We start from the raw sequence: 25,415 nt of genomic DNA, 5'->3' as shown, positions 1-25,415 counted from the left end.
AGTTGGTAGTTGGTAATGGGAATAATAATTTAGCTCTTGCCAACTATTCTATTACCAAGGACGAATGACAAATGACAAATGAGTGTAAAATTTGTGAAGTAACTGTTTATGATAACCAAGCTTTAGTTACTAGGCGGGGTAAGTTTAGTTTAAAGGGTGGACAGCAGGAGATTGCGATCGCCAATCTACCCCTAACAGTTAATACTGATTCTGTAACTGCAAGATGTTTGGGTAACACAGAAGTACAATTATTGGCAGTGCGTACAGAACGGATATTTGCTAATGAATCATTACAGCAAAGAACCAATCAACTCTTAGGAAAAATTCGCCAATTAGAAGAACAAAGACGCTTTCTAGAAGATAAAATAAACTCAGTCCAATTACAACAGCTTTTTATTCAAAATTTTAGCGAGAGATCTGTAGACAGATTCACGAGTAATTTAACTTCTGAACCAATTAATCTTAACGAAGTTCAAGAATTACTTGACTTCCTGGGTAAATCTTATCAAAATTATGCCCAAAGCATTTCTGAAAATGAAAAGCAATTCACAGAAATAGAAAAGCGTTTAGAAATATTAAATCAACAATTAAAACAATTACAGCAGCCTGTTTCTAAACAAATTCACAGCAGTGTTAACATTGTCATTACCTTAGAAACACCTTTTTCTAAAGATTGTGAATTAGAAATTAGTTATCTTGTCAGTCAGGTTAATTGGACACCATTTTATGATTTACTAAGTAATAGCGATCGAAAGCAAATAAATCTTACTTGTTTAGCAGAAATTAGGCAGAAAACTGGAGAAGATTGGACAGATGTTAATCTCACTCTTTCCACAGCTAAACCAACTTTAGTTACTCAACCATTAAAATTAGAACCTTGGTATATCACTGGTTGTAAGCTTCCATCTTGTTCGCAGAAAAATCTCCAAACTAATGATGATTTTGCTGAGTTAGAAGCTTTATTAGCAGAAGAGAATGATACTGCCAAAAAACAAGATTTAGTGCGATTACAGAAACTAGTCGATCGCACAACTAAATCTACAGGTGTAGTTACATTTAACCTCGATAAAAATTACAATATTATCTCAGATGGTACACCCCATAGAGTTACTGTTTTGCATAAAAATTTACTTTGTCGCACAGAATATGTTGCCATACCTCGACAAATGAGTTTTGCTTACTTAGAAGCAACAGTTACTAACAGTACAAATTTAACTTTCTTACCAGGGAAAGCTAATATCTTTTTTGATAATGCTTTAATTGGCACTACTGAATTAGAAAACATTGCACCTGAACAAGAGTTTAAATTAAATTTGGGGATTGACCAAAGTTTAAAAATTGAGCAGGATTTAGTAGAACGAAATATCGAAATAATTGGTAACTATCGTCGCACTACTTATGGTTATAAATTGACAGTGCTTAATTTAAAAACGGAAAAGGTTAAGCTGAGATTGATTGTCCAATTGCCTGTTAGTCGCGATGAGAAAGTCAAAGTTAGGTTGCTTAGTACAAAGCCAGAAATTCATCTAGGAGAAATCGGACAATTAGAATGGTTACTCAATTTAAAAGCCAAGGGAAAACGGCAATTTAAGCAGGAGGTTTATTATCAGTTTACTATTGAGCATTCTACTGAAATTACGGTGGAAAGTTTAGATATTTAGTTTTTTATTTTATCGGCGTTCTTAAATTTATAAATATCAGAGTGCAAAAACCTTGCCCTTTTTCAGGGAAATTGTAGGGACACGGCATTCAATAGATAACGCAGGAGTTGCAAATGTTAATTATGCCGTGTCCCTACCCTCACCTTTTTTTTATTTTAGGCGATCGCATTTCACCCTAACAGCATCAATCCTCTAAATCTACTTGTTTAACCTCATCCAAAGTTAACCCTAGTGCTTCTGCAATTTGTTCATCACTCAAGCCAAACTGCCTTAACTTACTGACTGTTTCCATCTTCGTTTGATATTGTAATTGCTGAAAGTTAGGAGTCTGAGGCTGATTTTTATCAGAAGTAGTAGTTTTATCAGAGCAAATATTTATGTAACCAATTATATTACTATCACCAAAACTAATATTTAGATTTCCTTGCCGTTCGAGGACTGATTTAAGATTACCTTTATCAACTGGTTCACCAAAAGCATCAGATAAAAGTTGTAAAAGTTCATAACCCATATCTTTAACATGACCTTCACTACAACGACAGGTATCTGCAATTTCAGAATATTTTTGTCGCTTCAGCGTTCCCTCAATAATTGCACGTTGCAAATCATTTAAATGTTTGCCTGTCTTGGTGTAAACAACATCATCTACAAACTGCAATACCTCTTTAATGTCCATGAGTATGGCTGCAAGAGAACTGTGCTTATTTTATCCGACTTTATCCGTCCAAATCCGACTAGCGTAGCAGAGTGAGTAAGATTCCGTCTTTTTCCGCTTTTCAGAGTTTGGCGATCGGTCTACTATCGGAAAGTAGCACAAGCTTTCACCATAAACCCCTGAAAACCGATCGCATAACATCCAGTTTCCAGGGGTACAATCTTCTTGGTAAAGCCCGATATTTCTGAATTTAAAAACGCAGATGAATATCGGACTTGGCTAGAAATTATTTGCTGTTACCGTTACCATTACCATTACTTGCCACAACTTTTTCGGCAACTTTATCTGGTACTTCTTGCAAATGGTCATATTTCCAATCAAAGAAACCTACGCCCATTGTCAGACTGCGTAACTCAATAATAAAGTCACGCATTTCCGCTTGTGGCAAATAAGCAGAAATTTTATCCCAACCTTTCCAGCCATCTTTTGCTTCATAACCTAACACTTGTCCCCGTCGTCCGGTGAGCAATTGCATGGCTTTTGAAGTAAAATCTTTGGGAGTGGAAATGTCAATTGCGGTAATAGGTTCTAACAAAACAGGTTGACACTGAGGTAGTCCTTCCTGCATTGCTAAACGTGCAGCTTGTTTAAAAGCTTGTTCCGAACTATCTACCGTGTGATAAGAACCATTGATTAACGTTACCGCTAAATCAACAACTGGGAAACCTAATGGCCCATGTGCCAAATATTCTCGCACACCAGTTTCTACACCTGGAATATATTGCCGGGGAACTACTCCACCGACAATTTTTTCATCGAAGTTGAAACCTTCGCCACGACTTAAAGGTTTAATATCCAAGTAAACATCGCCAAATTGTCCATGTCCGCCGCTTTGGTGTTTGTAGCGTCCATGTACGGAATTAGCAGGTTTGCGGATGGTTTCTTTGTAGGGAACTTGCGGTAAATGTGTTGCCATTGGCAAGTTATACTTGCGACGCAGACGGTCTAAGGCTATTTGCAGGTGAATATCGCCTTGTCCCCAAAGGATGACTTCGCGGGTGTCGCCATGTTGTTCCCAAGCTAAAGAGGGGTCTTCTTCAATTAACTTGGCAAAAGCCGTACTAATTTTTACTTCATCGTTGCGTTTTTCCGCAGTCACCGCTAAAGCATAAACCGGAGTCAATTGTTCCGCTTTGGGTAATTCTGACTCCGGTTGTCCGCTGTTAGTTGAGAGGGTATCGCCCGTTTTTATGCCCTCTAACCTGCCAATAGCGACAATTTCTCCTGCTTTAGCTTCTTGGACTCCCGTTTGTTGTTGTCCTGTGAGACGATATAAACCACCTGCACGCACGCCGTTGAGGGTTGTACCATCAGTAATAGTGCCTTGCCAAACTCTAACTAAGGAAAGTTTGCCACCTTGGGGAGTGAAGTAAGTTTTCAATACTTGGGCTAGGGGTACGTCGCCTTTGAGGGAAATACCGCGCCGTTCTTTGATGATGTCTGGTTCTGGGGCTTCGCGCAATAGGGCTTGTAGTAAGGGTCGCACGCCAAAGTCTTTTTCGGCAACTCCTAAGAATACTGGCACAATTAAGTCTGCGCCTAATTCCATTTTCAGGTCGGCGACTATTTCTTCTTGAGGCGGTTCAATTTCTTCGAGGAGTTCTTCGAGTAGGCGATCGTCAAAGTTAGCCAACTCTTCTAACATTTCTGCCCTGGCAGCGTGTTCCTGTTCTTTGAGTTCTTCCGGGAAGGGTACGGGGTCAGCTGGCGCACCGGGATGATAATGATAAGCTTGTTCTGTTACTAAGTCGATAAAACCGATCAGGTTTTCTCCTTGACCGATCGGATATTGATGCGGAACTAAAGGACGACTAGAAACAGCTTTTAGGGCGTGCAGTACGTCCATGAAGTTGTTGTTCGCCCGATCCATTTTGTTGATGAAGACTAGGTGAGGAATTTCCCAGTCGTCGAGGAATTTGAAGAGGGGGGCGAGGGTGAGGACGCGATCGCACACTGGTTCACAAACTACCACTGCTGCGTCTACACCTATTAAAGCGTTACAGGTTTCTTGAGCAAATTCTACGGAACCTGGACAATCTAAAAATGTAAAGTTTATGCCTTCGTATTGTGTGTTTGCTACTGATACTTCCACGCTCATTTGGCGATCGCGTGCTTCAGCAGAACTATCTCCCACTGTGTTTTTATCTTTGATACTGCCTTTGCGCGAAATCGCACCTGTAACGAATAATAAACTTTCTAGCAAGCTAGTTTTACCGCTTAAATAAGGGCCAACGATCGCGACATTCCGGCAGTTAGAAACAACTTTTTCGTTCATAAAATCCTCCTTTACGACTGCCCTTTTACTTGATCCCTATAGCAGTCGCATCTACTAACGTTTGCAATTGTTCTGTTGAGTTTTAGGTTTTAGACCTAACTAAAATCCAAAGGAAATCTAAAATTTTTTTTGCCCAGTTGTCCTTAAATAAATCTCCTATCTGTGAAGTTACCTCGGATTTCATCTGAGGTTAACCCCTATTTAACACACTGTCACAAAAAGCTAGTTTTGCTTTATATTTAGGTTGAACAAATATGAATATTTGAAAACATTTCTCTATATTTACAATCATAAAAAAAAGGGACTGGGGATTAGGGACTGGGGACTAGGAAAGTTTTGAGTTAAGAAATTTTCTTGCCCCTCTGCCCCTCTGCCCCTCTGCCCCCCTGCTCAAGAGCTCCCCCTGCACAATTATTGCTGCGAAGAAGTAGTCGCTGGACGAGATCCTCCGTTACGTTTGGCGATTTGTTGTTGCAAAATTTCCACTCCTTTGGCATATTGGGGATCTTGCAAGGTGCCAATTGCGTCGCGGTTCTTCACCAATTGTTGCTTTTGCGCGTCGGAAAGTTCAATCACCACGTTAGGAGCAATTCCGGCGTGATTAATGTCTCTACCGCTGGGGGTGAAGTACTTAGCAATAGTTACTGCTAGTCCCGATCCATCTCCCAAGGGTCTGACCGATTGTACTAAACCTTTACCAAAGGTTTTTGTCCCTACCAAAACGGCGCGATTATTATCTTGCAGTGCTCCTGAGAGAATTTCGCTGGCACTAGCAGATCCACCATCAACCAAAATCACCAATGGTTTATCGGTTAATTGGCGATGGTTGGCTTTTTGCCGTTCGCTTTCGCCTTGGCGATCGACTGTAGAGACGATCGAGCCTTCTTTCAACCACATCCGAGCAATATCAATACTGGAATAGAGTAACCCACCTGGGTTAGAACGTAAATCCAAAATATAACCAGCAACGCCTTGTTTTTCTAAAGCCTGAATCGCTGCACGCATTTCTGGTGCTGAGTTGGCGCTAAACTGGTTCAAACGAATATAACCCACTCCGCCTGGTGCATCTTTACGAGCGTTGAAACGTACTGGGTGAATTTCAATCCGTTCCCGTTTCAGTTTAAAGGTTTGTTCTTGATTCTTCCGCTTAATAGTGAGGTTCACTTCTGAACCTACAGGGCCTCGAATCAAGTTAACCACATCGTTGACACTCATCCCAGTAGTATTCTTGCCATCAATCTTGACGATTTCATCTTTGGCAAGCACCCCAGCTTTAGCAGCTGGTGTACCTTCAATGGGAGAAATTACAACGATTTTCTTAGTATCTTCATCCTGAGTTAACTGGATACCCACACCTGTCAATTCCCCAGAGGTATCGATTTGCATACTCTTAAACTCTTGGGGGTCCATAAACCGGGTGTAGGGATCGTCCAGCTTTTTGAGCATTTCCCGGATTGCTTTGTAGGCATCTTCTTGTGAAGCGTAAGTCCGGCTCAGGTATTCGTTACGGATGGTTTGCCAATCTACTTGGTTAAAAGTGCCATCTACATAATTGCGATCGACAATCTGCCAAACTTCATCGACAAGTTCTTTAGGACTTTCTCTGAAAAACGCTTGACTGGAGAGATGAATACCAGCGCCTGTGACAGCAACAGTGGTTAATACCGCTGCTGTCGCACCTAAAAAGAGACCTTTTCTAGTTATTGTCATACTGTTCTTACTGAGCCGGAGGGAAAAAACTGTTCTGCAAATTACGCCCAATTTAGCACAGGCTTTTTAAGTAAAAGTTCAGTGCTTATGACTATTTTGCGAATGGCATATTGACAAGTCATACGGTGATTAAGGATCGACCCAACGACCGTCTGCTTTTATTAAGTTTATTAGCTCCTCCACACCTTGAGTCTCTGGGACTTTTTTAATCTCTTCTCTGCCACGATACAGAGAAATAAAACCGGGCTGTTTTCCTACATAACCGTAATCGGCATCTGCCATTTCTCCAGGGCCATTGACAATACAACCCATTACTGCTATGTCCAAACCAGTCAGGTGTTTGGTGGCTTCTCGCACTTTATGCAACACTTCTTCGAGGTTGAACAAGGTACGACCGCAGGAAGGACAGGCGACATATTCGACCATCGTTTTCCTAAGTCCCAAAGCCTGAAGAATACTATAGCAGACAGGAATCTCTTTTTCAGGTGCTTCGGTGAGGGAAACCCGAATTGTGTCACCAATGCCGTCAGCTAAAAGTGTGGCAATCCCCGCCGTAGACTTGATTCTGCCATATTCCCCATCCCCGGCTTCGGTAACTCCCAAATGTAGAGGGTAGTCCATTCCCAGTTCATCCATCCGCTTTGCCATGAGGCGATAAGCAGCAATCATCACGGGTACGCGAGAAGCTTTCAGGGAAATGACTAAGTTACGGAAATCGAGTGATTCACAAATGCGAAGGAATTCGATCGCAGATTCTACCATCCCCTCCGGTGTATCACCGTAAGTAAACAGCATTCTTTCAGCAAGCGAACCATGATTAACCCCGATTCGCATCGCCTTACCTTGATCGCGCAAAGAAACCACCAAAGGTTCTAAAGTTTCGCGGATTTTATCTCCAATTTCGTCAAATTCGCTTTGAGTAAATTCGCTTCTATCCGGTCTAGGTTTTTCAAACACATATAATCCCGGATTAATCCGCACTTTGTCCACATATTTGGCGACTTCCAGGGCAATTTTCATCCCATTGTGGTGAACATCAGCGACTAAAGGCACATCTTGGTAAGTTTCCCGGAGTTTTTGCTTAATTTCGCCAACTGCTTTAGCATGACCGACACTAGGAACAGTAACGCGCACAATTTCGCAGCCAATCTCATGCAAGCGACGAATTGCGGCAACTGAGCCATCAATATCCATCGTGTCTTCATTAATCATCGACTGTACCACCACCGGGTAGCCCCCGCCAATGGTAACGTCAGCGACTTTCACCGGACGAGTTTTGCGCCGTTTGATTACGGTGTCAAATTCTGATTGACTGGTAGAAGTAGCGGGATTGGGCAGTGTTTGCATAACCTGTTCTTTACTTTGCTGTTCCTCTCTGTTCTTCAGGTTGCCACAGAAGGGGACAGTTTTGCTAAGTATCAGCATTAAAGTAAGATTACTCCTCATGTTGAGTATGACACGATATTGCTGAGCGGATTGAGAGCGAGAATCCTGACATAAAGCTAACTACAGGTGTGACCATGCCGTTGATTGCCAAAATCGCAACCACTAACGAACGAGTAGACATTACAAAATTGAAAAATCCCCGTGCCGAACTGAAGGCAGATGACTTAGTTTGTCAGCTTTGTGGTAGTCCGATGATTATTAAGCAGGGGATGATCAAAAAACCTCACTTCGCCCACAAAGCTGAATGTACAAGCGATTACCAAAGCCATCCAGAAAGTGCCGAACATCTTGCAGGGAAACAATTAATAGCAAAAACTCTTAAGGCAGAACTGCCAGAGTACAGCCTTGCTGAAATAGAATATGAGTTTCCTATTCCTGAAGTGAGGCGGATTGCGGATGTTGTAGCAAAGTTTCCTAACGGCCGGATAGTTGCTCACGAGTGCCAACTAGCTTCAATCACAGTTGAAGAACTTGAAAAACGAACCAAGGATTACTTATATGCAGGAATTGACGTTGTTTGGTGGCTTGGCAAAGCTGCAAATACCAAATCCAATATCGATTGGTGTCACTCAAAGTTTGGATTTGCCCTCATACTCAATTACCAGCAATTGTCCGCCTACGCTCAAGGAAGTAAAGAGGGAATTTAATTGGGTATATTCTAGGTTGCGTGAAGGTTATTGGTACGACAAGCAAAACCATGAACAACATTACTTAACACCTAATCTATCCATAGCTAACTTAAGATTGTTAAAAGAGTTAAGCGAACGAGAACCTACTGCAAAAGTTATAGAGACTCTATATATTTTTTGCTGCCTTTACATTCAAAATGATAAATGGCAGAGATTTGAGCAAAATATTGGGCAGTATGAACTTGCTATCTTAGATAAGTTGATCAAGTCTTGTGTTGATCGTTTTGGAAGCTCTGTCAGGAAGTTTGAATTAGGGATTCAATATTATTATGAAGTTGATTGTGGCTCGGCTCCTGGTAATTCTGCTTGGCTGCACTACACCAAGAATTTAATGCTTAACCGATGTCTAGAGATCTGGCCATGTATTAAGCTAGATCAAATTAAGCGAGGGCTGGCACTGCAAAAGTCTGGTGAAGCTTCCGTAAAAGGTCATATTGGATCGCTCAACGCTAAAAAAGCTATAAATAAACAGGAGTATGCTGCTCAGGAGTCTTGGATTGTGGTAAACCGGGAAGCACTTAAGCGCAGACGTTGTGAACTTCTACCGGAAAGTGGCATTGAGGCTGCAAGAAGAAGGGCGCATCAATGGCAGTCGAAACGTACAGAAACAGCAGTTTAATGCCTGAATTTTGCCCAATCAAACTTATCTAAACAAAAACCTAATCAAAGATATGAACGATCGCGTGATCATCAACCCTAAAATTCAACATGGCAAACCAGTTATCAAGGGAACAAGAGTTCCGATTACTCGGATAATTGGCGGACTGGCATCTGGAATGACTAAAGAAGAAGTGATGCAAGAATATGAAGTGAGTGAAGCGGACATTTTAGCTGCTCTGAGTTACGCTGCGGAATTGATCGAAAAAGAGCAATTCCACTTACTTCCTGCTAGAGGCTAAAAATGAGATTTTTAATTGATGAGGATATGCCTCGTTCAACAGGTAACTTGTTGCGGCAATATGGTCACGAAGCTGTTGATATGCGTGATATTGGTTTGCGAAGTGCTGAAGATTCTCAGGTCGCTGAATATGCTCAAAGTCAAGGATTATGCCTAATAACAGGGGATTTTGATTTTGCAGATATTCGTAATTATCCTCCATCAGAATATGCTGGCATTGTGGTAATTTCTGTACCGGGTGATTGTTCTGCTAAATTTCTTTTAAATTTAGTAGAATCGTTTTTACAACAAGATGAAATCGTAATTCAATCACCTGGTAAATTGATAATCGTTGAACCTGGTCGTGTACGAGTACGAGTAGATTAAGAGTGCCCTTAATTGCACAAATGGAGAGTTTGCTGATGAGCCAAATTAAGAAAGGTAAAATGCGATCGCAATCCTGTATCAACTATTTGCTAATATTTAAAGACAAATATTTCCATTTCGCTTATGACATTAGCAATTGTAGCTGAAAAAGCACCTCTGCATATTACTGCTGATGGTGTAGTTCGAGTAGGCAAAACTCGCGTAACCTTGGACACTGTAGTTGCTGTTTTCAAACAAGGAGCGACTACAGAAGAAATTGTTTACCGTTATCCATCTCTGAAACTTGCTGATGTATATGCGACTATTGCCTTCTATCTCAACCATCAAGATGAAGTTGAAGCATATTTACAGCAACGACAGCAGCAAGCTCAAGACATTCGTAAAATGAATAAAGCGAGGTTTGACCAGCAGGGATTGCGTGATAGATTGCTGAATGTAGCTAGGTGTGGTGAGTGACTAGAATGCCTACTGCTAAACAGTTGGAAACTTTATATCGCGTCTGCTATCAACTGACTTACACCATGCTTCAGCCCATACATCTTATTTGCGTCGATAACCGAACTGGTAATGTCTACATATTGGCTGGGTATGACGAGGAAATAGAGTTTCAAATTATCCCAAATGGAGAGTTTGCTGATGAGCCAAATTAACTATGATTCAATGTCTAAGAATGAGTTGAAACAGTATTTTCTTAAGCATCGTGAAGATCAAGATGCTTTGCAAGCCTATTTAGATCGAATTAATCAACGTCCACTGAAAATTATTGCTAGCCCTGATGATCCTGATTTCGATCAGAAGGTTCAAGCAGCTATTCGTCGAAAGTTAGAAGCGGCGAGGAATAAAAGTAGCCAATAGTCATAATGATTGGTCAGTTACAGTTAATATTGATAAATAATCAACGCAATCATGAAAATATTAAGGTAAATTGAAAATCTAAAATTGAATTAGCGATCGCACACCTCCCCCCAACTCCCCACCAAAATGTAAAATGGTAAAATGCGATCGCCAAAAATTTCAACTATTTTGATTCGGGAAAATCGGGAATTACCCATTGGGGTGGCTGGGACATTTTTTTTCTTAAAGCAGCTTCGGCAATTTCGTGCATTCTATCTAACGAGACATCGTTGATAAACTGTGATGCGGAGGCAACGTATTCCTTATTCGGACATTTGTCACCCAAAACACAGCCATTAACGCAGGCTTCCGCGCAATTGATAGTTGTAGCTTCCATGTTCTCCTTCCTTGAGTTCCATTTTTCATTAACCACGATACAAGGCTGTGATTAAATGAAAATTTCTTTTACAAATTGTAATACATAAACTTATTATTGCGATCGCACTCAGGAAAGGCTTAAACTTCAGACATAATTGGGGCTAATATTTGGTATTTGGCAAATTTGCGGATTATGATTGAGCAGTACCAGCCATTTTTTAGCTAATTGACACTTAGGAGCAACAATGGCTTTGCAAGTAGAAGTTTTACAAGAAACTTTCCAACAGATTAAAGAACAAACTGATGAGTTCGCCATCAGTTTCTATGACAACCTGTTTCATGATTATCCCCAAATTCAGCCTTTGTTTGCGCGGACAAATATGATCGAACAACGCAAGCACTTAGTCCGCGCTTTAATGTTAACTATAGAAAATATTCGCGATAGCGAAACGGTGAATGATGCTTTAAAGCAACTGGGTGCGCGTCATGTAGAATATGGAGCGTTGCAAGAATATTATCCTGATTTCTGCGCTGCTTTATTGAAAACTTTTGAATTATACTTGGGAGAAAAGTGGACAGCAGAGGTAAAGCAAGCTTGGATAGAAGCTTTTGCAGCGATATCTGAAATAATGTTAAAAGGTGCAGAGAAAATAGCTTGACAAAGTAGTGTTTTTTGTCAATTGATGAGTTAAAATCTCTTAAACTTCCCTGTTGTGTTTCTTGACTCGTAAGAATGTCTAACTCTTCACCTCTGACTGTTGGCTCAATGCTAGAAAATCGTTATGAAATTGTCCGCGAGTTGGGACAAGGCGGCTTTGGACGTACTTACTTAGCGAGGGATATTAACCGTTACCTAGAACCTTGTGTTTTGAAAGAATTTGCTCCCCAAATTCAAGGTGCTAATGAGTTACAAAAAGCCGAAGAGTTATTTGAACGAGAAGCAAGTGTCCTTTATAAGTTGCAGCATTCCCAAATTCCGAATTTTCGGGAGTTATTACGATCGCACTTAAACGGCAAACAATCGCTATTTTTAGTTCAAGATTATATCGAAGGTGAGAGTTACGCGCAAGTTTTAAAACAGCGCTGTTTGAGTGAGGCGGAAGTTGTTGAATTACTGCGGCAAATTTTGCCAGTGTTAGAATACATTCACTCTCAAGGTGTGGTACATCGGGATATTTCACCGGAAAATTTGATGCTGCGTAGTGCGGATAAAATGCCAGTTTTAATCGATTTTGGGGGTGTGAAACAAGCGGCGACAACTGCTGTTTCTAAGGCGACTGGACGAGCTTTAGTTACTTTGTTGGGTAAGGAAGGTTACGCACCACCGGAACAAATTCGCCAGGGAAAAGCTTTTCCTAGCAGTGATTTGTATGCTTTGGCGGTGACGGTTTTGGTGTTACTATCTGGTAAAGAACCAAAGGAACTTTATGATAATTCTAAAGCTGTTTGGTGTTGGCGACAATACATTAGTGTGAGTCCAGAATTGGGGAGAATTTTAGATAAGTGTTTGGCTTATCGAGCTAGCGATCGCTATCAGTCAGCCAGAGAAGTTTTGCAGCTTTTACCAGCTATTACTAATCCTAATCCTCAGCCTATTGTTAATCCTAATCCTCCTCCTGTGACTGCTGGTAATCCCCATATTTCCCAAATGCAAACCCTTAATTTTGTCGGGCGTAGTTGGAAAAGTAATGTTACTCAAGTTATTGCTAATGTAGGCAAAACTATTGTTAATTTACCTGCTAAAAAGCTGTTTGGAGACAAGTTTTTAGTCAATAGTTTGAAAGTAAGTGCAGTTGTAGTTGTGGGAGTTGGGGCTTGGAATTTTGCTCAAGCTGGGTTATTAAATTTGCCAACAAAAATATCTTTTCCTAATTTACCTAATTTACCTAATTTACCTAATTTACCTAATGATAATGCAACTTTATCTAAAACTGAATTGGAGCGTCAAGCGGAAATTATGCGGCGCAGTAAGGCTTTAGGAGTGAAGAATTTTTATCCGCAAGTCGATCGCCTATTTTACGCCAAATATCCGCAACTAAAAGGACGTGCTTTAACCGAAAAACCAGAGGATGCTAAATATCGTCAGCGTTGGTATGATATTGCAGAGGAATTATTAGAGCAATTAGAAAGGGAAAAATCTATTTGATTAATACAACCTTGGCAATTTATTAGGCGATTTTTAAGGTAGTTTGCAATTGATACCAATGAGTTCTTAAACTGTGCCAAATTTGATTTGCCATTGCTGGAGGATAGAAAAATTTGCTCAATTCGTATTCGATGCGATCGCCTAAAGCCTCCCAATCACTGAGGTTTTTACAGCTATCTATCAGGTTTTCTACTGCATTTAACCAACGTTCAAATATCCGATAACTGAAAAATGAACAGCAAATTTTTCCGTTGATATTCCAATAAGATATACATATCTGATGTCGGAGACAGCGGATTTTCTTTACTTCTTTAATGGGAACACCAAACTCTTTGAGCGCTTTCTCGGCTTCTGCTTTGGAAATTAACCATTTGAGCGGGTTGATTTTACCAGCAGTAATTAAACTTTGACCTTTTAGGTAGTATTTCCTGTTCTGGCTATGGTAACGAAACATGATGCCTTCTCCCTGGTTTTTTCACCGAAAAAGTTGGATTAATTCCTAGTCGGGTAAACTTTTTACCTAATTTATATTGTATACGATATGCAGCAAAAAATCAAGAGTAACAGTGACTTACAATTGCAAATGAATGATGTAATTTTGCGGCGATTAACAGTGGGCAAAAGTCAAGTGCAGCAAACTTTAGGAAGATATCGATTCAACTCGGAAGGCGTAATGCTTGTAGGAGAGATCCTTCGCAATGCTAGAGAAGCAAAAGGCTGGAGTCTCCAAGATTTGCAGGCTGTTTGCGGCTTACCTGCTAGTACGGCTAATGGTATTGAGAATGGATTTGTGACAAAAATTCAAGCTGACACCCTAGAAACGTTGCGGGTAGCTTTGGAGCCGCCAAATCCCAATACGGGAAAGACTTATACACTCGGCGAGTTGTACGATTTAATGCTGGTGAGGGAAGAAATCTCTGGTAGTGCCAAAGGCAAAAAACAAAGGTGATGTCACAGACATTAGCAACGAGTGGGACGATCGCAGCTATTGCCACAGCGATTGTTCCCCAACAAGGTAGCGTGGGAATTGTGCGAGTTTCGGGAACGGAAGCAATAGCGATCGCGCAACAACTTTTTCATGCACCCGGTAAGCAAAAATGGGAAACTCATCGTATCCTTTATGGTTATATTCGCCATCCCCAAACACAACAATTAATTGATGAAGCGCTACTTTTAATTATGCAAGCGCCTCGTTCTTTCACGCGAGAAGATGTTGTCGAATTCCACTGTCACGGGGGAATTATGGCAGTGCAACAAGTATTACAATTGTGTATTGAACAAGGTGCTTCCTTAGCGCAACCGGGAGAATTTACCCTGCGAGCTTTTCTAAATGGCAGAATTGATTTAACCCAAGCGGAAAGTATTGCAGATTTAGTCGGTGCAAAGTCGCCGCAAGCTGCACAAACGGCTTTAGCTGGGTTACAAGGAAAGTTAAGAGAACCAATTGGGCAATTACGAATTACTTGTTTAGATATTTTGGCAGAAATTGAAGCCAGAATCGATTTTGAGGAAGATTTACCACCATTAAATGAGGAAAATATTGCCGCACAAATTGCCGCAGTTACCGCCAAAGTGCAAGAAATTTTAGCAACTGCCGATCGCGGAGAATTGTTGCGAACTGGGATTAAAGTGGCAATTGTCGGTCGTCCCAATGTGGGAAAATCTAGTTTATTAAATGCTTGGAGTAGAAGCGATCGCGCCATTGTCACCGAACTACCGGGAACTACCAGAGATGTTGTCGAATCTCAATTAGTTGTTGGCGGAATACCTGTGCAAGTTTTAGACACTGCGGGAATCAGGGAAACTAACGATATTGTAGAGAAGATTGGGGTTGAGCGATCGCGTCGTGCAGCAGAAGCAGCTGATTTAATTTTACTTACAATAGATGCTCAAATTGGTTGGACAGAAGCAGAAGCAGAAATTTACCAACAAGTCAAAACTCGTCCGGTAATTTTAGTAATTAATAAAATCGATTTAATTACAGAAAATCAAAAGCAAAATCTCTTAGCTGAAATTCCCCATTTTCAATTTCAAGTTTACACTGCCGCCGCACATAACCAAGGAATTGAAGAATTAGAAACAGCGATTTTAGCAGTAATTAATGCTGGTAAAGTGCAAGCTGCCGATCTAGATTTAGCAGTTAACCAAAGGCAGGCAGCAGCCCTGACAAGAGCAAAAACTTCCTTAGAACAAGTCTTAACTACTATTGCTGAACAATTACCCTTGGACTTTTGGACAATTGACTTGCGCGGAGCAATTCAAGCATTAGGAGAAATTACTGGAGAGGAAGTCACAGAATCAGTACTCGATCGCATTTTCAGCCGCTTTTGTATTGGTAAATAGTAAATTCATCCCATTACCAACTACCAAATTAAGAAGGCCGTAATAATTGTCTTACTGTTCCTACCAATTCTTGCGGATGGAAAGGTTTAGCAATGTAGGCATCTGCACCGTTTTTCATACCCCAATAGCGATCGAACTCCTCTTTCTTCGCCGAACACATCACCACAACTAAATTCTGTGTTTTCGTATTACTTTTGAGACGACGGCAAACCTCGTAACCATTCATTCGTGGCATTATGATGTCCAAAACCACTAGATCGGGAGGATTTCCGTCAATTTGTTCCAGCGCTTCGACACCATCACTAGCCACACTAACTTTTAGCCCCATTTTGATGAGCAACTCAGAGATCATTTCTCGTTGAGCTTTATTGTCTTCCACAACTAGAACTGTAGCCATAGATTGTTACCTAAATTGTTTAGTTCAGGCACGTAAAAGGTAAGAGTGTTGTGTATCTAGCGTAACATTACTTTTTTTAAGATCAAATCAACCACATCCTTACCCTTATACTTCTTATTATCACACTTCATCTAATCTAAGCAAATTTCCAGTTGACAGATAGCTAATAGTTAGATATACAGCAGGGTGGCATCTTTAACTCAAAACTCTACTAGGGACTAGTCCCTAGTCCCTAGTCCCTAGTCCCTAGTCCCCAATTATCTGGGACGACCTAAAGTAGTGATATACAAGACTGCTTCATCAGTGGGGATGCCCAGGACTTCGTTTACTTGATCGTCGAAGAAGCCGCCGATGCCGCTGACACCTAAGTTGAGGCGAATTGCGGCGAGATTGAGTTTTTGCCCTAAATGTCCGGCATCTATGTGTAGGTAGCGGTAGACGCGATCGCCATATTTTGCCACTGCGGTTCTTAAATCAGCTGTGTGGAACAGTACTGCTGCAGCATCTCTGCCTAATTCCTGTTGTAAACACAAATAATGCAATTCTTGTCGGAAGTTTTTAAAGCGAATTTGCCGCAATTCTTGAGCTTTGGGAGCGTAATAATAACAGCCTTCTTCTAACCCATCTACGCCTGATACAGCAATAAAGGTTTGAATTAAACTTAAGTCAAAATAATCAGGTGTTATGTCAAAATCTTGGGCGATGTAATTTTGGGGTTGATAAGTGAAATCCAATAAAGCTTTCAGTTCATTTAATGTTAAGTTAGCACCGTTATAAGCACGGGTAGAACGTCGCCGCAACATTGTATTTTCTAGTAATTCTTGATTTTCCCCCCAGTCTATTGGTTCAGTAACGGTACTCACTTTTAAGCAAAAAGGAAAATTATATTTATCTTCTAAAGATGGCTGATTAATAACTGCTGTTTTTTCCGGTTCGGCAGAAATTTCCGTCGCTTCATGGAAGTATCTGATTAATTCGCCATCAGGAATTTGGGGATAGTTTGTATCAATTCGCGAGGGTAATGCTGTTGCTGCTAGGGGTAGGTTTTGTTGGGGATCTAGTAAGTCTGCTAAAGGAATTACGGTAGTTGTTCCTTCTTGTTCGGAATCAATGTAAAGTAGTTCGTTGAGTGCGCGATCGTTAAATCCACCAATTAAATGTGGACGATAATCAGTCAGTGCGCCAGCTAATTCAAGATTGCCTAATAAATGTCCCGTGTCTAAATAAATTCTCCGGTAAGCTCGGTCTTGGTAACGCCAAGCTGAACGATAAAATATTGCTGTGGTGACGATCGCTAATTGCGTATTATTTAACGCAGGATGCCAAAAGCACGCAGCTTGCAATTGGGTCCAAACTTGGTTTGACCAAAATTGCATTAATGAATGAGTTTTTGGCTGATAATTGTACAATCCTGCGGGTAGTAATGGTGTCCCCCGCGATATTAAATAAACTTCCGCTGGATACAAACCACCCGCAGAAGGAGCCGCTCTTAAATATACTGGCTCTCCCGTGATTGTCAACATTTTAGCGGTTAAACCATAACTGCAAAATAGCAAGCGCGATAACCTTCTCCACCAAATATCTTCTGCGGAGTTGGTAATTGTTTCTGATTTTTCTGTAAGATAGGGCTTCAGGTCAAAAGAGATGCCCAGTCTGTATTCTTTGAAAGGTGTAGGCTGGCGTGACCAATCTAACCCCTGACTCTTGGTTGCTATGGTTTTAGGGTCATATTTGGTTCGCTCATGGTAGTGCTGAGCGATCGAAATTTTTCCTGTGGTCATACCAGTTTTCTTTCTCTTCGGCTTCGCTTTTGATTTTGGCACTAAGATGCTTAAAAGTGTTATCTCTAAAGATACAAAGGCTATAAGCATTAAATAGGTAAAATGTCAACTATAATGTTAGCTTTCGGATGTCAAATCATTTTGCTTTCTTCAGGAGCAACCCATCCAAATCTAAAAAAAATATTAGGAAATCTATAAATTTCGTTACAATAGCTTAAATTTAAAATTTGATTAAGCATAAATACTCAACAATCAATTCATCAACTTAGTGGTGTAGTGACAGCATTAAAACCAAGATGCAGCATTTAAGCGCAGAGGAATTACTAGCTCAATATGCTAGCGGGAAAAGGGATTTTGCACAAATTAATTTAATTAAAGTTGATTTGTTTGAAGCAAACTTATCGGAAGTTAATCTTAATCAAAGCAATCTTCAAGAAGTTTATTTACCTTACGCAGACTTAAGTCAAGCTAATCTTTGCCAAGCACAAATGGAAGCAGCACAATTAAGTGATGCTAAACTCAATCAAGCGGATTTATCTGCGGCTAATTTACAGAATGCTAATCTTTCTAGAGCTAGTTTACGTTACGCTAATTTACAAGGTGCTGATTTGTCTGGTGCTAATTTACAAGGCGCGGATTTGCATAATGCCGATCTCAGTTTTGCGGATTTAAGATATGCTGATTTAACTGGCGCTAATTTAGAAGAAGCCAAATTAGATTCGGCGCAACTTACTGGTAGTAATTTTTATCGCGCCAAAAAGGTAGATTTCTCGAAGGCGAAGTACGATCGCACTACTATTTTTCCCGATGGATATCGCCGAGATACTTAACCTAATTGGAGAAAAATATTGCTTTTAGCGATGGGGAATAGATAACAGCCATGAATATTCCACACGGTTATAGTATTGGGAGAGGAGTGATTCAATTTTAGCGACTCCCAGGGGTTTAATTAGGTATTCATTAGCGCCAGAGGCTAAACAACGTTCGCGTTCACCTTTTACGGATTTTGAGGTGAGCATTATTACTGGTATATCAGCTAAATCTTTTGGCGATCGCAGCCTTTTTAATAACTCTAAACCCGACTGCTCATCGGCTAAATTAACATCTAAAAAGATTAATCCCGGCTTAATTAGCCGCACCTGCTCCAAAAAACTGACGCTGCTTGATAAATACTCTACTGGGTAGTTCAAAACTTTTAAGTAATTCTGCAAAACAATCGCAGTTTTATCTTCATCTTCTACCAGTAAAATTGGTCGCTTTTGCGGTAACTCTTCCTCTATAATTAAAAGTTGTTCCTTACCATTAGCAGAAATTTCTTCTCTTTCTTGGTATTGGTAGGAATTATATGAGAAATTTCTTAAGCATAAATCTGGAAGATAAATAGTAAATTTGCTCCCCACTCCTAGCTGAGATTCTACAGTTAAATCTCCTCCATGTAGTTGAGCAAAACGACGAGTTAAAACCAAGCCTAAACCAGTTCCCTGATATTGACGATTCAGTTTACTATCTAGTTGAGAGAAAGGTTGAAACAGCGCCGACATATCTTCGGAAGCAATGCCAATTCCTGTGTCAGCGACAGTAAAGGAAGTTCCTTTTGGTTCTTTTTTGACGATTAAGGTTACTTGTCCTTTAGGAGTAAATTTGATCGCATTGGAAAGCAAATTTAGTAACATTTGGCAAAGGCGACGTTGATCGGCAATAAAATGACTGACTTGCGGATCGATTTCACTTTTTAATGTCAAGCCTTGACTTTTAGCTCTTTCTTGGACAATAGATAAGCAGTAATAGCATAATTCTCTAATTTCCACACTTTCCAGCATTAATTCTTCTTTACCCGCTTCAATTTTAGCTAAGTCGAGGATATCGTTAATTAATGACAGTAAATGTTCCCCACTGGTATAAATGCAGTTCATATACTCATTTTGTTTGGGGTTCAGTTTTCCATAAAACTCTTGCTGGAGCATTTGGGATAAACCCAAAATAGAGTTTAATGGAGTGCGTAATTCATGACTCATGTTAGCTAAAAATTCACTTTTAGCACGATTAGCTGCTTCGGCTTCTAACTTGGCTCTTTCTAATTCTTCTGTGCGCTGTTTAACTAACTGTTCTAAGCGTTCATAACTGACTTCTTTATATTCTGTCATCTCTGAACCATTAATTCCTAAGTTTTGTTTTCCATTTTTAGCAGGTAATTTCCGATTTTTTGCTTGGAGTTCACGAGTTACGATCGGCAATAACCTTGCTAAATTATCTGCGATTAAACAATCATTTGCTCCCGCTTTGAGCGCAGTTACTATCATGTCTTCATTGCGCTCTTTTAAGAAAACAATAACGGGTAAATCTAACCCTTTCATCCTAATTAGCTGCAACACAACCAACGCATTAAAGTTGGGTAACGAATAATCAGCAATTACCAGATCCCACTCTGGTTTTTCTAAAGCTGCGTTCATGGCTTTAGGTGTTTTTACGATTGTGAAAAATAGGGTGTAACCACCACGTTTTAGTTCATTAGCTAACAAGTTAGCACTCTCTTCCGAGTTTTGAATCAGTAAAATACGTAGTGGCATATTCATATAGTTTCTTGATGTTAGTATGACTTGTTAATTCCAGAACACTCATCGCAGTTTCCCCTGTAAAAGATTTAAGTGTAAACTATTCTTACTTAAACTTCCCAAGCCTTGAATTTTTAATTTGTAAGTAGCTGGGTAAATTTTTATAAGTTTACTAGTTTCATAGATTTGACAAGTAGTGATGGTATCCCGATCGCTAATGAGAGTACCATACTTCCTTCCCTAATATATGTTGTGAATATTACAACCCTGCTCAATCTTAAAGAGAAATTAAAAAAGCCAACTTTCCTTAACATAAGTAAGCAAATTTATTTACTTTTGAACTTTCTTGAAGCTTACCTTGGTTGTGCAACTAACCAATCCTTAAATTAATCAAAGGTTTTCCTTTAGCGGCAATCTCGGTTTTATAGATTTGACATGGTATGATGAAAAGTTTGCACATCATTAGTCAGTTTAAAATCAGGAGTTACCCTTATGGCTCGGATGTACTATGATTCTGATGCCAATTTAGATTTATTGGCAAATAAAACGGTAGCGATTATCGGTTATGGTTCTCAAGGTCACGCTCACGCTTTAAATCTTAAGGATAGTGGCGTTAACGTAATTGTTGGATTGTATCCTGGTAGCAAGTCGGCAACTAAAGCCAAAGAAGCGGGATTGGAAGTTTACGACGTAGCCGAAGCTGCTCAAAAAGCCGACTGGATTATGATCCTACTGCCAGATGAAGTGCAAAAAAGTGTCTATAAAAACGAAATTGAACCCAATTTGACAGAAGGTAAAGTCCTGTTGTTCGCTCATGGTTTCAATATCCACTTTGCTCAAGTTGTACCACCTGCGAATGTAGATGTGGTGATGGTAGCACCCAAAGGCCCAGGACATTTGGTAAGACGGACTTACGAACAGGGAGAAGGTGTTCCTTGTTTGTTTGCAGTGTATCAGAATGCTAGCGGTCAGGCACGCGATCGCGCAATGGCGTATGCTAAAGGCATCGGTGGTACTCGCGCCGGAATTTTGGAAACTACCTTCCGCGAAGAAACCGAAACCGACTTATTTGGCGAACAAGTTGTCCTCTGTGGCGGTTTGAGTGCCTTAATTAAATCAGGTTTTGAAACCTTAGTCGCTGCTGGATATCAACCAGAACTCGCTTACTTTGAATGCTTGCACGAAGTCAAATTAATTGTTGACTTAATCGTAGAAGGCGGTTTAGCGAAAATGCGCGATAGCATTTCTAACACCGCTGAATATGGCGATTTAACTCGTGGTCCCCGTATTGTCACGGACGAAACTCGCGCCGAAATGCGGAAAATTCTCCAAGAAATTCAATCTGGACAGTTTGCTAGAGAATTTGTGCTAGAAAATCAAGCTGGTAAACCTGGTTTTACCGCTATGCGTCGTCGGGAAGCTGAACACCACATTGAGGAAGTTGGCAAAGACTTACGCGCCATGTTTAGTTGGCTGAAGAAGGACTAATTTTCGAGCCGGGGAGATGGGGAGATGGGGAGATGGGGGGATGGGGGGATGGGGGGATGGGGAAGATCGTTGAATTACCTCTTCAACTTTCCCTAACCCCTAACCCCTAACCCCTAACCCCTAACCCCTCCCCAATCCCCTCCTCCCCAATCACTGCCCTCCTTGTTCCTGTTTTTCAATGGCTCTTTCAGTGCGTTCGTAAGGATTTTTTGGTTGTTTTTTGGGAAACAAACCCAGCATAAAGTTGTTGATTGTGGTTCGAGTTTGTAAGCTGGCATTACTGACGGGTGGGAAGGGAATGCGATCGCCCAGCAGGACAAACAGCAAAAATAGTACAATCAGCAGGGGAAACTTACCTTTGGATAACATAACAATAAATTAACTATTTAGTTAATCAAATCTCTTAATTCTATTTTTCCCAACCCTCTAACGAAAGAAGCTATTTTTTTGCTTGATTTAAGGGTGAAGTTTGCCGTCAGGCATTTTGGCTTCTTGAAAGTTAGCCCCTTCTACATTAGCGCATCCCAGCACGTTTAAACTGATGGCGGCTGCGCGATCGCTAGCTTTAACATTTAAGCCCAAGTTAGCATTCCGAGGATCGTCATTTGTAGGCGTAGTTCCTAATTTAAAGCCTAAAGAACCTCCATCATTGTTCGCTCTTAACCTCAAACTAATCCCAACACAACCTAAATCAGCACGTTCTAAATTAGCTTTGGTGAAGTTGGCTCTTTTTAAGTTAGCATTTCCCAGTTTTGCGCCTTCTAAGTTAGCACCTTCTAGGTTAGCGCCTTCCAAGTTCACGCCGCTTAAGTCGGCTCCCTGTAAATTAGCATTTCTCAAGTCACATCCGGGACATTCTCTAGTTTCCAGCAATTTTTCTACTCGCTTTTGAGTGTTTAAAAAGGAAATATAGAAATATGATGCAGTTCCCGCAGCTAAGAAAAATATCAAAACGGTGAGATGCTTGAATTTCATGACTAAATTAGAAGCTGCTTTGGCTTCTTCAATCAAGTAGTTGATCTTTACTACCAAAGTTCCAACTTCCGATCCGGAATTTTTACATTTACTTAAGTAAAAACTCCCCTTAGATCCCCGACTTCTTCAAGAAGTCGGGGATCTAAGGGGATCTAGGTAGCTGCTAATTTAGAAAGATTCTCACCTGTGACGCGACAAATTCGCCAGTCTGGTAACACATCTGCACCCATACGTTGATAAAAGCCGATCGCAGGTTCATTCCAATCTAATACGCTCCATTCTAAGCGACCGCAATCCCTTTCTACTGCTAATTTGGCTACATGAATTAGTAATGCTTTGCCAATACCTTGGTGACGGTATTCTGGTAACACAAATATATCTTCTAAATATATTCCGGGTTTAGTCAAAAAGGTAGAATAGTTAGGAAAAAACAAAGCAAATCCTACTGCTTTGCCATCTAGTTCAGCTAATATTGCTTCGGCGTAAATGCGATCGCCAAATAAGTGAGATTCTAAAGAAGCAACATTCCCTGTGACTGCATGAGATAACTTTTCGTATTCAGCCAAACCTTTAATTAATTGGAATATAGTTGGCACATCTTCGGGAGTTGTCGATCGCAAAATCAAATTTGTCATTGGTGGTTGGTCTTATGTCATTAGTTAATTCAAACTATTCCCAAGCACCACATATTTTAGCAGAGAGTAGTCAGATGAATCTAGAAGATCCCCGACTTCTTCAAGAAGTCGGGGATCTGAGTAGCTGGATATTATTTCAACCAACTTTTTAGCCGTTGAGCGATTTGAGGACGGCGTAATTTTCGCATCGCTTTACTTTGAATTTGGCGCACTCGTTCGCGGGATAAATTGTACAAATTACCCACTTCTTCTAAAGTGCAAGGTTCACTGGTTGTTAAACCATAACGCAGGGAAATGACATCTTTTTCTCTTGGTGTGAGCACATCACCCAACACTGACCAAATTTCCTGACGTAACATTGTATCATTCATTTGTTCTTCAGGAGATTGGGTATCGCTATCTTCTAACAAATCCACTAATTCTGTATCTTCTTCTCTCCCAACTCTGTGGTTTAAAGAAAGCGATCGCCTCCGCAACTGTTGTAACTGATGCAGATGTTCCAGGGAAATTTCTAAAGCTTTAGCTACTTCTGCTTCTGTGGGGTTTCTTCGCAACTGTTGCTTTAATTCCCGTTGAATTTTCTTTAGTTTATTGAGTTTTTCGACAATATGAATTGGTAGACGAACAGTTCTGGCATCATTGGCGATCGCTCTCGTAATCGCTTGGCGAATCCACCAGTAAGCATAAGTAGAAAACTTATAACCTTTATCGGGATCAAACTTTTCTGTAGCTCTGTTTAACCCCATAGCACCTTCTTGGATTAAATCTAAGAATTGCACTCCTCGATTTAAATAGCGTTTGGCGATCGACACTACTAATCGCAGATTCGAGCGAATCATTTTCCGTTTCGCCACTTTTCCTTGATACAAACGCTGCTCTAACTGACGTTCTGTTAATCCCAGTTTCGCTGCTATCTCTGATACCGTTGGATGCTTACCTAATTCTTGGTGTAAACTTCTTTGTATTTCTTCTACAGTTACTAAGAATTGCACCCGCTTTGCTAAATCCACTTCCTCTTTTGGTTTTAGTAGAGGATACCGCGCCATTTCCTTAAAGAAAGCCCCTACCGAGTCATCGGAGTTCATCTTATGATAACCCGATGTCGGATAAGACTCTAAATCCTCAACTTCACTTGTTTCCTCGGCGGTAGAAAGTTCAACTTCACTATTAACCAAATCAACCTCGGAAGGCTCGATATTGATATCGGTTTCTACATCAATATCTACATTACTACTGACTGTTAATGGTTGGGTTTCGGACAAATCTAACTGGGTGATATTCATAAGCAAGCTCTTTTTGTAATTATGTTAAACTCACAGTCTTAGAACCAGCGTTTCCTTTAATACATTCCACTCATATATCTACACAAATTGCCCCCTGATGATCAACGAAACTGCTTGGATTTCTTTAGAAAAATTTAAGATTTTGTCTTTTCGACCATTCTAGTCCGGTCAACTCAATCTTGGCAGGTTTTGTACTTTTTGCTTGGGAAACGTGGTGCAAATTGAGGAACACTTTATTAGACTACCGCAAGTGTTTTTTTTCATTGTTTTCCCAGCTACAAAATAACAACGCGAAACCCTTTGATTGAGATAATACTTTGTTACGCTTGTGACAATAGTTTCTCTGTAACCATATTGCTGAACTGCTCAACAAAACTTTGTAAAACTTTTCGATTTCGATTACAGCATCTCATGTAACATAGAACTTTGCTCTCTATCAATGGGTGTAAAATTCCTGTCTTGCCAAAGTAAGAAAGTATTTTCTGTTCTGGGATTTACTATGGTTAAGAAATTGTAGAGAGAGTTTGTTCTCTATTGAAAAAAACTGTCACAAGGTAGATAAGTTAGACAAAAAGCCAAAATCAGGAAATTATATGGATGAGCTAAATTGATGGTGAAATTGCCGTTTATTTAGGCTGAAAATAAATTTTTAGGACTTAGGCAAACAACCCGGTTGCTGGGCGAAATCATAGGTTTAGATGAGCTAGGTTAAGGCTGCAAACCAGGTTTTTGACTCTGGCTGTGTAAGTCTTGGTTTTTAACCATCAAAATCAGCCCTTAGCTCGGTAGAATAAACTGGATAAGTATCGATCGCCCCCCCAAACCAAGTATTCGGTGTTTCAC

Annotated in this window: 27 protein-coding genes; 14 read left to right on the top strand and 13 right to left on the bottom strand. The window is 40.4% G+C overall.

Going from position 1 to position 25,415, the window contains the following annotated elements:
- Positions 1 to 71: 71 nt before the first annotated feature.
- Positions 72 to 1,661 (top strand): mucoidy inhibitor MuiA family protein, encoded by a 1,590-nt coding sequence (locus ACE1CI_RS20795; RefSeq protein WP_413265442.1) that lies wholly within the window; start codon positions 72 to 74, stop codon positions 1,659 to 1,661.
- Positions 1,662 to 1,845: 184 nt separating this feature from the next.
- Here ACE1CI_RS20795 and ACE1CI_RS20790 read toward each other — a convergent pair whose 3' ends face one another.
- From ACE1CI_RS20790 to ispG, 4 genes are all read right to left on the bottom strand, one after another.
- Entirely contained in the window at positions 1,846 to 2,337 is a 492-nt protein-coding gene (locus ACE1CI_RS20790; RefSeq protein WP_413265443.1) for a helix-turn-helix domain-containing protein, read from the bottom strand.
- Between the two features lie 265 nt (positions 2,338 to 2,602).
- Positions 2,603 to 4,651: an elongation factor G gene (locus ACE1CI_RS20785; RefSeq protein ID WP_413265444.1), complete on the bottom strand. Its 2,049-nt coding sequence runs from the start codon at positions 4,649 to 4,651 to the stop codon at positions 2,603 to 2,605.
- Positions 4,652 to 5,062: 411 nt separating this feature from the next.
- Entirely contained in the window at positions 5,063 to 6,361 is a 1,299-nt protein-coding gene (gene ctpC / locus ACE1CI_RS20780) for a carboxyl-terminal processing protease CtpC (protein ID WP_496615660.1), read from the bottom strand.
- Between the two features lie 129 nt (positions 6,362 to 6,490).
- Positions 6,491 to 7,708, bottom strand: a complete 1,218-nt coding sequence (gene ispG, locus ACE1CI_RS20775; protein WP_413265446.1) for a (E)-4-hydroxy-3-methylbut-2-enyl-diphosphate synthase — start codon at positions 7,706 to 7,708, stop codon at positions 6,491 to 6,493.
- Positions 7,709 to 7,881: 173 nt separating this feature from the next.
- Between ispG and ACE1CI_RS20770 the strand changes: the two genes are divergently transcribed.
- The 7 genes from ACE1CI_RS20770 to ACE1CI_RS20740 all read left to right on the top strand — a co-directional run bounded on the left by ACE1CI_RS20770 (position 7,882) and on the right by ACE1CI_RS20740 (position 10,615).
- Positions 7,882 to 8,454: a competence protein CoiA family protein gene (locus tag ACE1CI_RS20770; RefSeq protein ID WP_496615659.1), complete on the top strand. Its 573-nt coding sequence runs from the start codon at positions 7,882 to 7,884 to the stop codon at positions 8,452 to 8,454.
- Between the two features lie 16 nt (positions 8,455 to 8,470).
- Positions 8,471 to 9,115, top strand: a complete 645-nt coding sequence (locus tag ACE1CI_RS20765) for a hypothetical protein (RefSeq protein WP_413265448.1) — start codon at positions 8,471 to 8,473, stop codon at positions 9,113 to 9,115.
- Between the two features lie 52 nt (positions 9,116 to 9,167).
- On the top strand, positions 9,168 to 9,395 hold the full coding sequence (locus tag ACE1CI_RS20760; RefSeq protein ID WP_413265449.1) for a DUF433 domain-containing protein: 228 nt from the start codon (positions 9,168 to 9,170) through the stop codon (positions 9,393 to 9,395).
- A gap of 2 nt (positions 9,396 to 9,397) precedes the next feature.
- Entirely contained in the window at positions 9,398 to 9,760 is a 363-nt protein-coding gene (locus ACE1CI_RS20755) for a DUF5615 family PIN-like protein (RefSeq protein WP_413265450.1), read from the top strand.
- Positions 9,761 to 9,883: 123 nt separating this feature from the next.
- Complete coding sequence (locus ACE1CI_RS20750) at positions 9,884 to 10,216, top strand: DUF433 domain-containing protein (protein WP_413265451.1); 333 nt, start codon at positions 9,884 to 9,886, stop codon at positions 10,214 to 10,216.
- Positions 10,217 to 10,221: 5 nt separating this feature from the next.
- Entirely contained in the window at positions 10,222 to 10,410 is a 189-nt protein-coding gene (locus ACE1CI_RS20745) for a DUF6888 family protein (RefSeq protein ID WP_413265465.1), read from the top strand.
- Positions 10,397 to 10,615, top strand: coding sequence for a DUF6887 family protein (locus tag ACE1CI_RS20740; RefSeq protein WP_413265452.1), 219 nt, complete (start codon positions 10,397 to 10,399; stop codon positions 10,613 to 10,615). Before ACE1CI_RS20745 ends, ACE1CI_RS20740 begins: the two co-directional genes overlap by 14 nt.
- Before the next feature lie 163 nt (positions 10,616 to 10,778).
- Here the strand turns inward: ACE1CI_RS20740 and ACE1CI_RS20735 are convergent, their stop codons facing one another.
- A complete protein-coding gene (locus ACE1CI_RS20735; RefSeq protein ID WP_413265453.1) occupies positions 10,779 to 10,991 on the bottom strand; it encodes a hypothetical protein in 213 nt (70 codons plus the stop codon).
- Between the two features lie 226 nt (positions 10,992 to 11,217).
- Here ACE1CI_RS20735 and ACE1CI_RS20730 point away from each other — a divergent pair, with 226 nt between their 5' ends.
- Together ACE1CI_RS20730 and ACE1CI_RS20725 are read left to right on the top strand one after the other, a co-directional pair.
- Positions 11,218 to 11,631 carry a globin family protein gene (locus ACE1CI_RS20730; protein WP_413265454.1) on the top strand — a complete coding sequence of 138 codons (414 nt, stop codon included), beginning with the start codon at positions 11,218 to 11,220 and terminating at the stop codon, positions 11,629 to 11,631.
- Positions 11,632 to 11,705: 74 nt separating this feature from the next.
- On the top strand, positions 11,706 to 13,118 hold the full coding sequence (locus tag ACE1CI_RS20725) for a protein kinase domain-containing protein (RefSeq protein ID WP_496615658.1): 1,413 nt from the start codon (positions 11,706 to 11,708) through the stop codon (positions 13,116 to 13,118).
- 22 nt (positions 13,119 to 13,140) lie between these two features.
- On the opposite strand, the gene ACE1CI_RS20720 is transcribed toward ACE1CI_RS20725, so the two are convergent.
- Positions 13,141 to 13,572, bottom strand: coding sequence for a hypothetical protein (locus ACE1CI_RS20720; protein WP_413265456.1), 432 nt, complete (start codon positions 13,570 to 13,572; stop codon positions 13,141 to 13,143).
- 87 nt (positions 13,573 to 13,659) lie between these two features.
- On the opposite strand from ACE1CI_RS20720, the gene ACE1CI_RS20715 reads away from it, so the two are divergent.
- Both ACE1CI_RS20715 and mnmE read left to right on the top strand, forming a co-directional pair.
- A complete protein-coding gene (locus ACE1CI_RS20715; RefSeq protein ID WP_413265457.1) occupies positions 13,660 to 14,067 on the top strand; it encodes a helix-turn-helix domain-containing protein in 408 nt (135 codons plus the stop codon).
- The gene (gene mnmE / locus ACE1CI_RS20710; protein ID WP_413265458.1) at positions 14,067 to 15,461 is read left to right on the top strand and encodes a tRNA uridine-5-carboxymethylaminomethyl(34) synthesis GTPase MnmE; all 1,395 of its coding nucleotides are present in this window, start codon (positions 14,067 to 14,069) and stop codon (positions 15,459 to 15,461) included. The genes ACE1CI_RS20715 and mnmE overlap by 1 nt, the downstream gene beginning before the upstream one ends.
- A gap of 28 nt (positions 15,462 to 15,489) precedes the next feature.
- Here the strand turns inward: mnmE and ACE1CI_RS20705 are convergent, their stop codons facing one another.
- Both ACE1CI_RS20705 and ACE1CI_RS20700 read right to left on the bottom strand, forming a co-directional pair.
- Positions 15,490 to 15,858, bottom strand: a complete 369-nt coding sequence (locus tag ACE1CI_RS20705) for a response regulator transcription factor (protein WP_413265459.1) — start codon at positions 15,856 to 15,858, stop codon at positions 15,490 to 15,492.
- A gap of 257 nt (positions 15,859 to 16,115) precedes the next feature.
- Positions 16,116 to 17,639 (bottom strand): SagB/ThcOx family dehydrogenase, encoded by a 1,524-nt coding sequence (locus ACE1CI_RS20700; protein ID WP_413265460.1) that lies wholly within the window; start codon positions 17,637 to 17,639, stop codon positions 16,116 to 16,118.
- Positions 17,640 to 17,935: 296 nt separating this feature from the next.
- Between ACE1CI_RS20700 and ACE1CI_RS20695 the strand changes: the two genes are divergently transcribed.
- On the top strand, positions 17,936 to 18,469 hold the full coding sequence (locus tag ACE1CI_RS20695) for a pentapeptide repeat-containing protein (RefSeq protein WP_413265461.1): 534 nt from the start codon (positions 17,936 to 17,938) through the stop codon (positions 18,467 to 18,469).
- Positions 18,470 to 18,493: 24 nt separating this feature from the next.
- Here the strand turns inward: ACE1CI_RS20695 and ACE1CI_RS20690 are convergent, their stop codons facing one another.
- Complete coding sequence (locus ACE1CI_RS20690; RefSeq protein WP_496615656.1) at positions 18,494 to 20,212, bottom strand: response regulator; 1,719 nt, start codon at positions 20,210 to 20,212, stop codon at positions 18,494 to 18,496.
- Between the two features lie 471 nt (positions 20,213 to 20,683).
- Here ACE1CI_RS20690 and ilvC point away from each other — a divergent pair, with 471 nt between their 5' ends.
- The gene (gene ilvC, locus ACE1CI_RS20685) at positions 20,684 to 21,679 is read left to right on the top strand and encodes a ketol-acid reductoisomerase (protein ID WP_413265463.1); all 996 of its coding nucleotides are present in this window, start codon (positions 20,684 to 20,686) and stop codon (positions 21,677 to 21,679) included.
- A 150-nt stretch (positions 21,680 to 21,829) separates the two neighbouring features.
- On the opposite strand, the gene ACE1CI_RS20680 is transcribed toward ilvC, so the two are convergent.
- The 4 genes from ACE1CI_RS20680 to ACE1CI_RS20665 form a co-directional block, all read right to left on the bottom strand.
- Entirely contained in the window at positions 21,830 to 22,048 is a 219-nt protein-coding gene (locus tag ACE1CI_RS20680; RefSeq protein WP_413266470.1) for a hypothetical protein, read from the bottom strand.
- Between the two features lie 87 nt (positions 22,049 to 22,135).
- Positions 22,136 to 22,711 (bottom strand): pentapeptide repeat-containing protein, encoded by a 576-nt coding sequence (locus tag ACE1CI_RS20675; RefSeq protein WP_413266469.1) that lies wholly within the window; start codon positions 22,709 to 22,711, stop codon positions 22,136 to 22,138.
- 95 nt (positions 22,712 to 22,806) lie between these two features.
- Entirely contained in the window at positions 22,807 to 23,289 is a 483-nt protein-coding gene (locus ACE1CI_RS20670) for a GNAT family N-acetyltransferase (RefSeq protein WP_413266468.1), read from the bottom strand.
- A gap of 131 nt (positions 23,290 to 23,420) precedes the next feature.
- Complete coding sequence (locus ACE1CI_RS20665; RefSeq protein WP_413266467.1) at positions 23,421 to 24,572, bottom strand: RpoD/SigA family RNA polymerase sigma factor; 1,152 nt, start codon at positions 24,570 to 24,572, stop codon at positions 23,421 to 23,423.
- Between the last annotated feature and the right edge of the window lie 843 nt (positions 24,573 to 25,415).

The organism is Floridaenema flaviceps BLCC-F50 (assembly GCF_041929275.2).
In the GTDB taxonomy this organism is placed as follows: Bacteria; Cyanobacteriota; Cyanobacteriia; order Cyanobacteriales; family Aerosakkonemataceae; genus Floridanema; species Floridanema flaviceps.
This window is presented reverse-complemented; position numbering and strand designations above follow the sequence as displayed.

What these genes read in the sequence shown, in the direction of transcription:
- ACE1CI_RS20705 (WP_413265459.1), bottom strand. Translation starts at nt 15,858, where the DNA reads ATGGCTACAGTTCTAGTTGTGGAAGACAATAAAGCTCAACGAGAAATG.
- ispG (WP_413265446.1), bottom strand. Translation starts at nt 7,708, where the DNA reads ATGCAAACACTGCCCAATCCCGCTACTTCTACCAGTCAATCAGAATTT.
- ACE1CI_RS20695 (WP_413265461.1), top strand. Translation starts at nt 17,936, where the DNA reads ATGCAGCATTTAAGCGCAGAGGAATTACTAGCTCAATATGCTAGCGGG.
- ilvC (WP_413265463.1), top strand. Translation starts at nt 20,684, where the DNA reads ATGGCTCGGATGTACTATGATTCTGATGCCAATTTAGATTTATTGGCA.
- ACE1CI_RS20720 (WP_413265456.1), bottom strand. Translation starts at nt 13,572, where the DNA reads ATGTTTCGTTACCATAGCCAGAACAGGAAATACTACCTAAAAGGTCAA.
- ACE1CI_RS20665 (WP_413266467.1), bottom strand. Translation starts at nt 24,572, where the DNA reads ATGAATATCACCCAGTTAGATTTGTCCGAAACCCAACCATTAACAGTC.
- ACE1CI_RS20795 (WP_413265442.1), top strand. Translation starts at nt 72, where the DNA reads ATGACAAATGAGTGTAAAATTTGTGAAGTAACTGTTTATGATAACCAA.
- ACE1CI_RS20670 (WP_413266468.1), bottom strand. Translation starts at nt 23,289, where the DNA reads ATGACAAATTTGATTTTGCGATCGACAACTCCCGAAGATGTGCCAACT.
- ACE1CI_RS20750 (WP_413265451.1), top strand. Translation starts at nt 9,884, where the DNA reads ATGACATTAGCAATTGTAGCTGAAAAAGCACCTCTGCATATTACTGCT.
- ACE1CI_RS20770 (WP_496615659.1), top strand. Translation starts at nt 7,882, where the DNA reads ATGCCGTTGATTGCCAAAATCGCAACCACTAACGAACGAGTAGACATT.
- ACE1CI_RS20735 (WP_413265453.1), bottom strand. Translation starts at nt 10,991, where the DNA reads ATGGAAGCTACAACTATCAATTGCGCGGAAGCCTGCGTTAATGGCTGT.
- ACE1CI_RS20680 (WP_413266470.1), bottom strand. Translation starts at nt 22,048, where the DNA reads ATGTTATCCAAAGGTAAGTTTCCCCTGCTGATTGTACTATTTTTGCTG.
- ACE1CI_RS20715 (WP_413265457.1), top strand. Translation starts at nt 13,660, where the DNA reads ATGCAGCAAAAAATCAAGAGTAACAGTGACTTACAATTGCAAATGAAT.
- ACE1CI_RS20730 (WP_413265454.1), top strand. Translation starts at nt 11,218, where the DNA reads ATGGCTTTGCAAGTAGAAGTTTTACAAGAAACTTTCCAACAGATTAAA.
- ACE1CI_RS20725 (WP_496615658.1), top strand. Translation starts at nt 11,706, where the DNA reads ATGTCTAACTCTTCACCTCTGACTGTTGGCTCAATGCTAGAAAATCGT.
- ACE1CI_RS20760 (WP_413265449.1), top strand. Translation starts at nt 9,168, where the DNA reads ATGAACGATCGCGTGATCATCAACCCTAAAATTCAACATGGCAAACCA.
- ACE1CI_RS20740 (WP_413265452.1), top strand. Translation starts at nt 10,397, where the DNA reads ATGAGCCAAATTAACTATGATTCAATGTCTAAGAATGAGTTGAAACAG.
- ACE1CI_RS20690 (WP_496615656.1), bottom strand. Translation starts at nt 20,212, where the DNA reads ATGAATATGCCACTACGTATTTTACTGATTCAAAACTCGGAAGAGAGT.
- ACE1CI_RS20790 (WP_413265443.1), bottom strand. Translation starts at nt 2,337, where the DNA reads ATGGACATTAAAGAGGTATTGCAGTTTGTAGATGATGTTGTTTACACC.
- ACE1CI_RS20745 (WP_413265465.1), top strand. Translation starts at nt 10,222, where the DNA reads ATGCCTACTGCTAAACAGTTGGAAACTTTATATCGCGTCTGCTATCAA.
- mnmE (WP_413265458.1), top strand. Translation starts at nt 14,067, where the DNA reads ATGTCACAGACATTAGCAACGAGTGGGACGATCGCAGCTATTGCCACA.
- ctpC (WP_496615660.1), bottom strand. Translation starts at nt 6,361, where the DNA reads ATGACAATAACTAGAAAAGGTCTCTTTTTAGGTGCGACAGCAGCGGTA.
- ACE1CI_RS20700 (WP_413265460.1), bottom strand. Translation starts at nt 17,639, where the DNA reads ATGACCACAGGAAAAATTTCGATCGCTCAGCACTACCATGAGCGAACC.
- ACE1CI_RS20755 (WP_413265450.1), top strand. Translation starts at nt 9,398, where the DNA reads ATGAGATTTTTAATTGATGAGGATATGCCTCGTTCAACAGGTAACTTG.
- ACE1CI_RS20785 (WP_413265444.1), bottom strand. Translation starts at nt 4,651, where the DNA reads ATGAACGAAAAAGTTGTTTCTAACTGCCGGAATGTCGCGATCGTTGGC.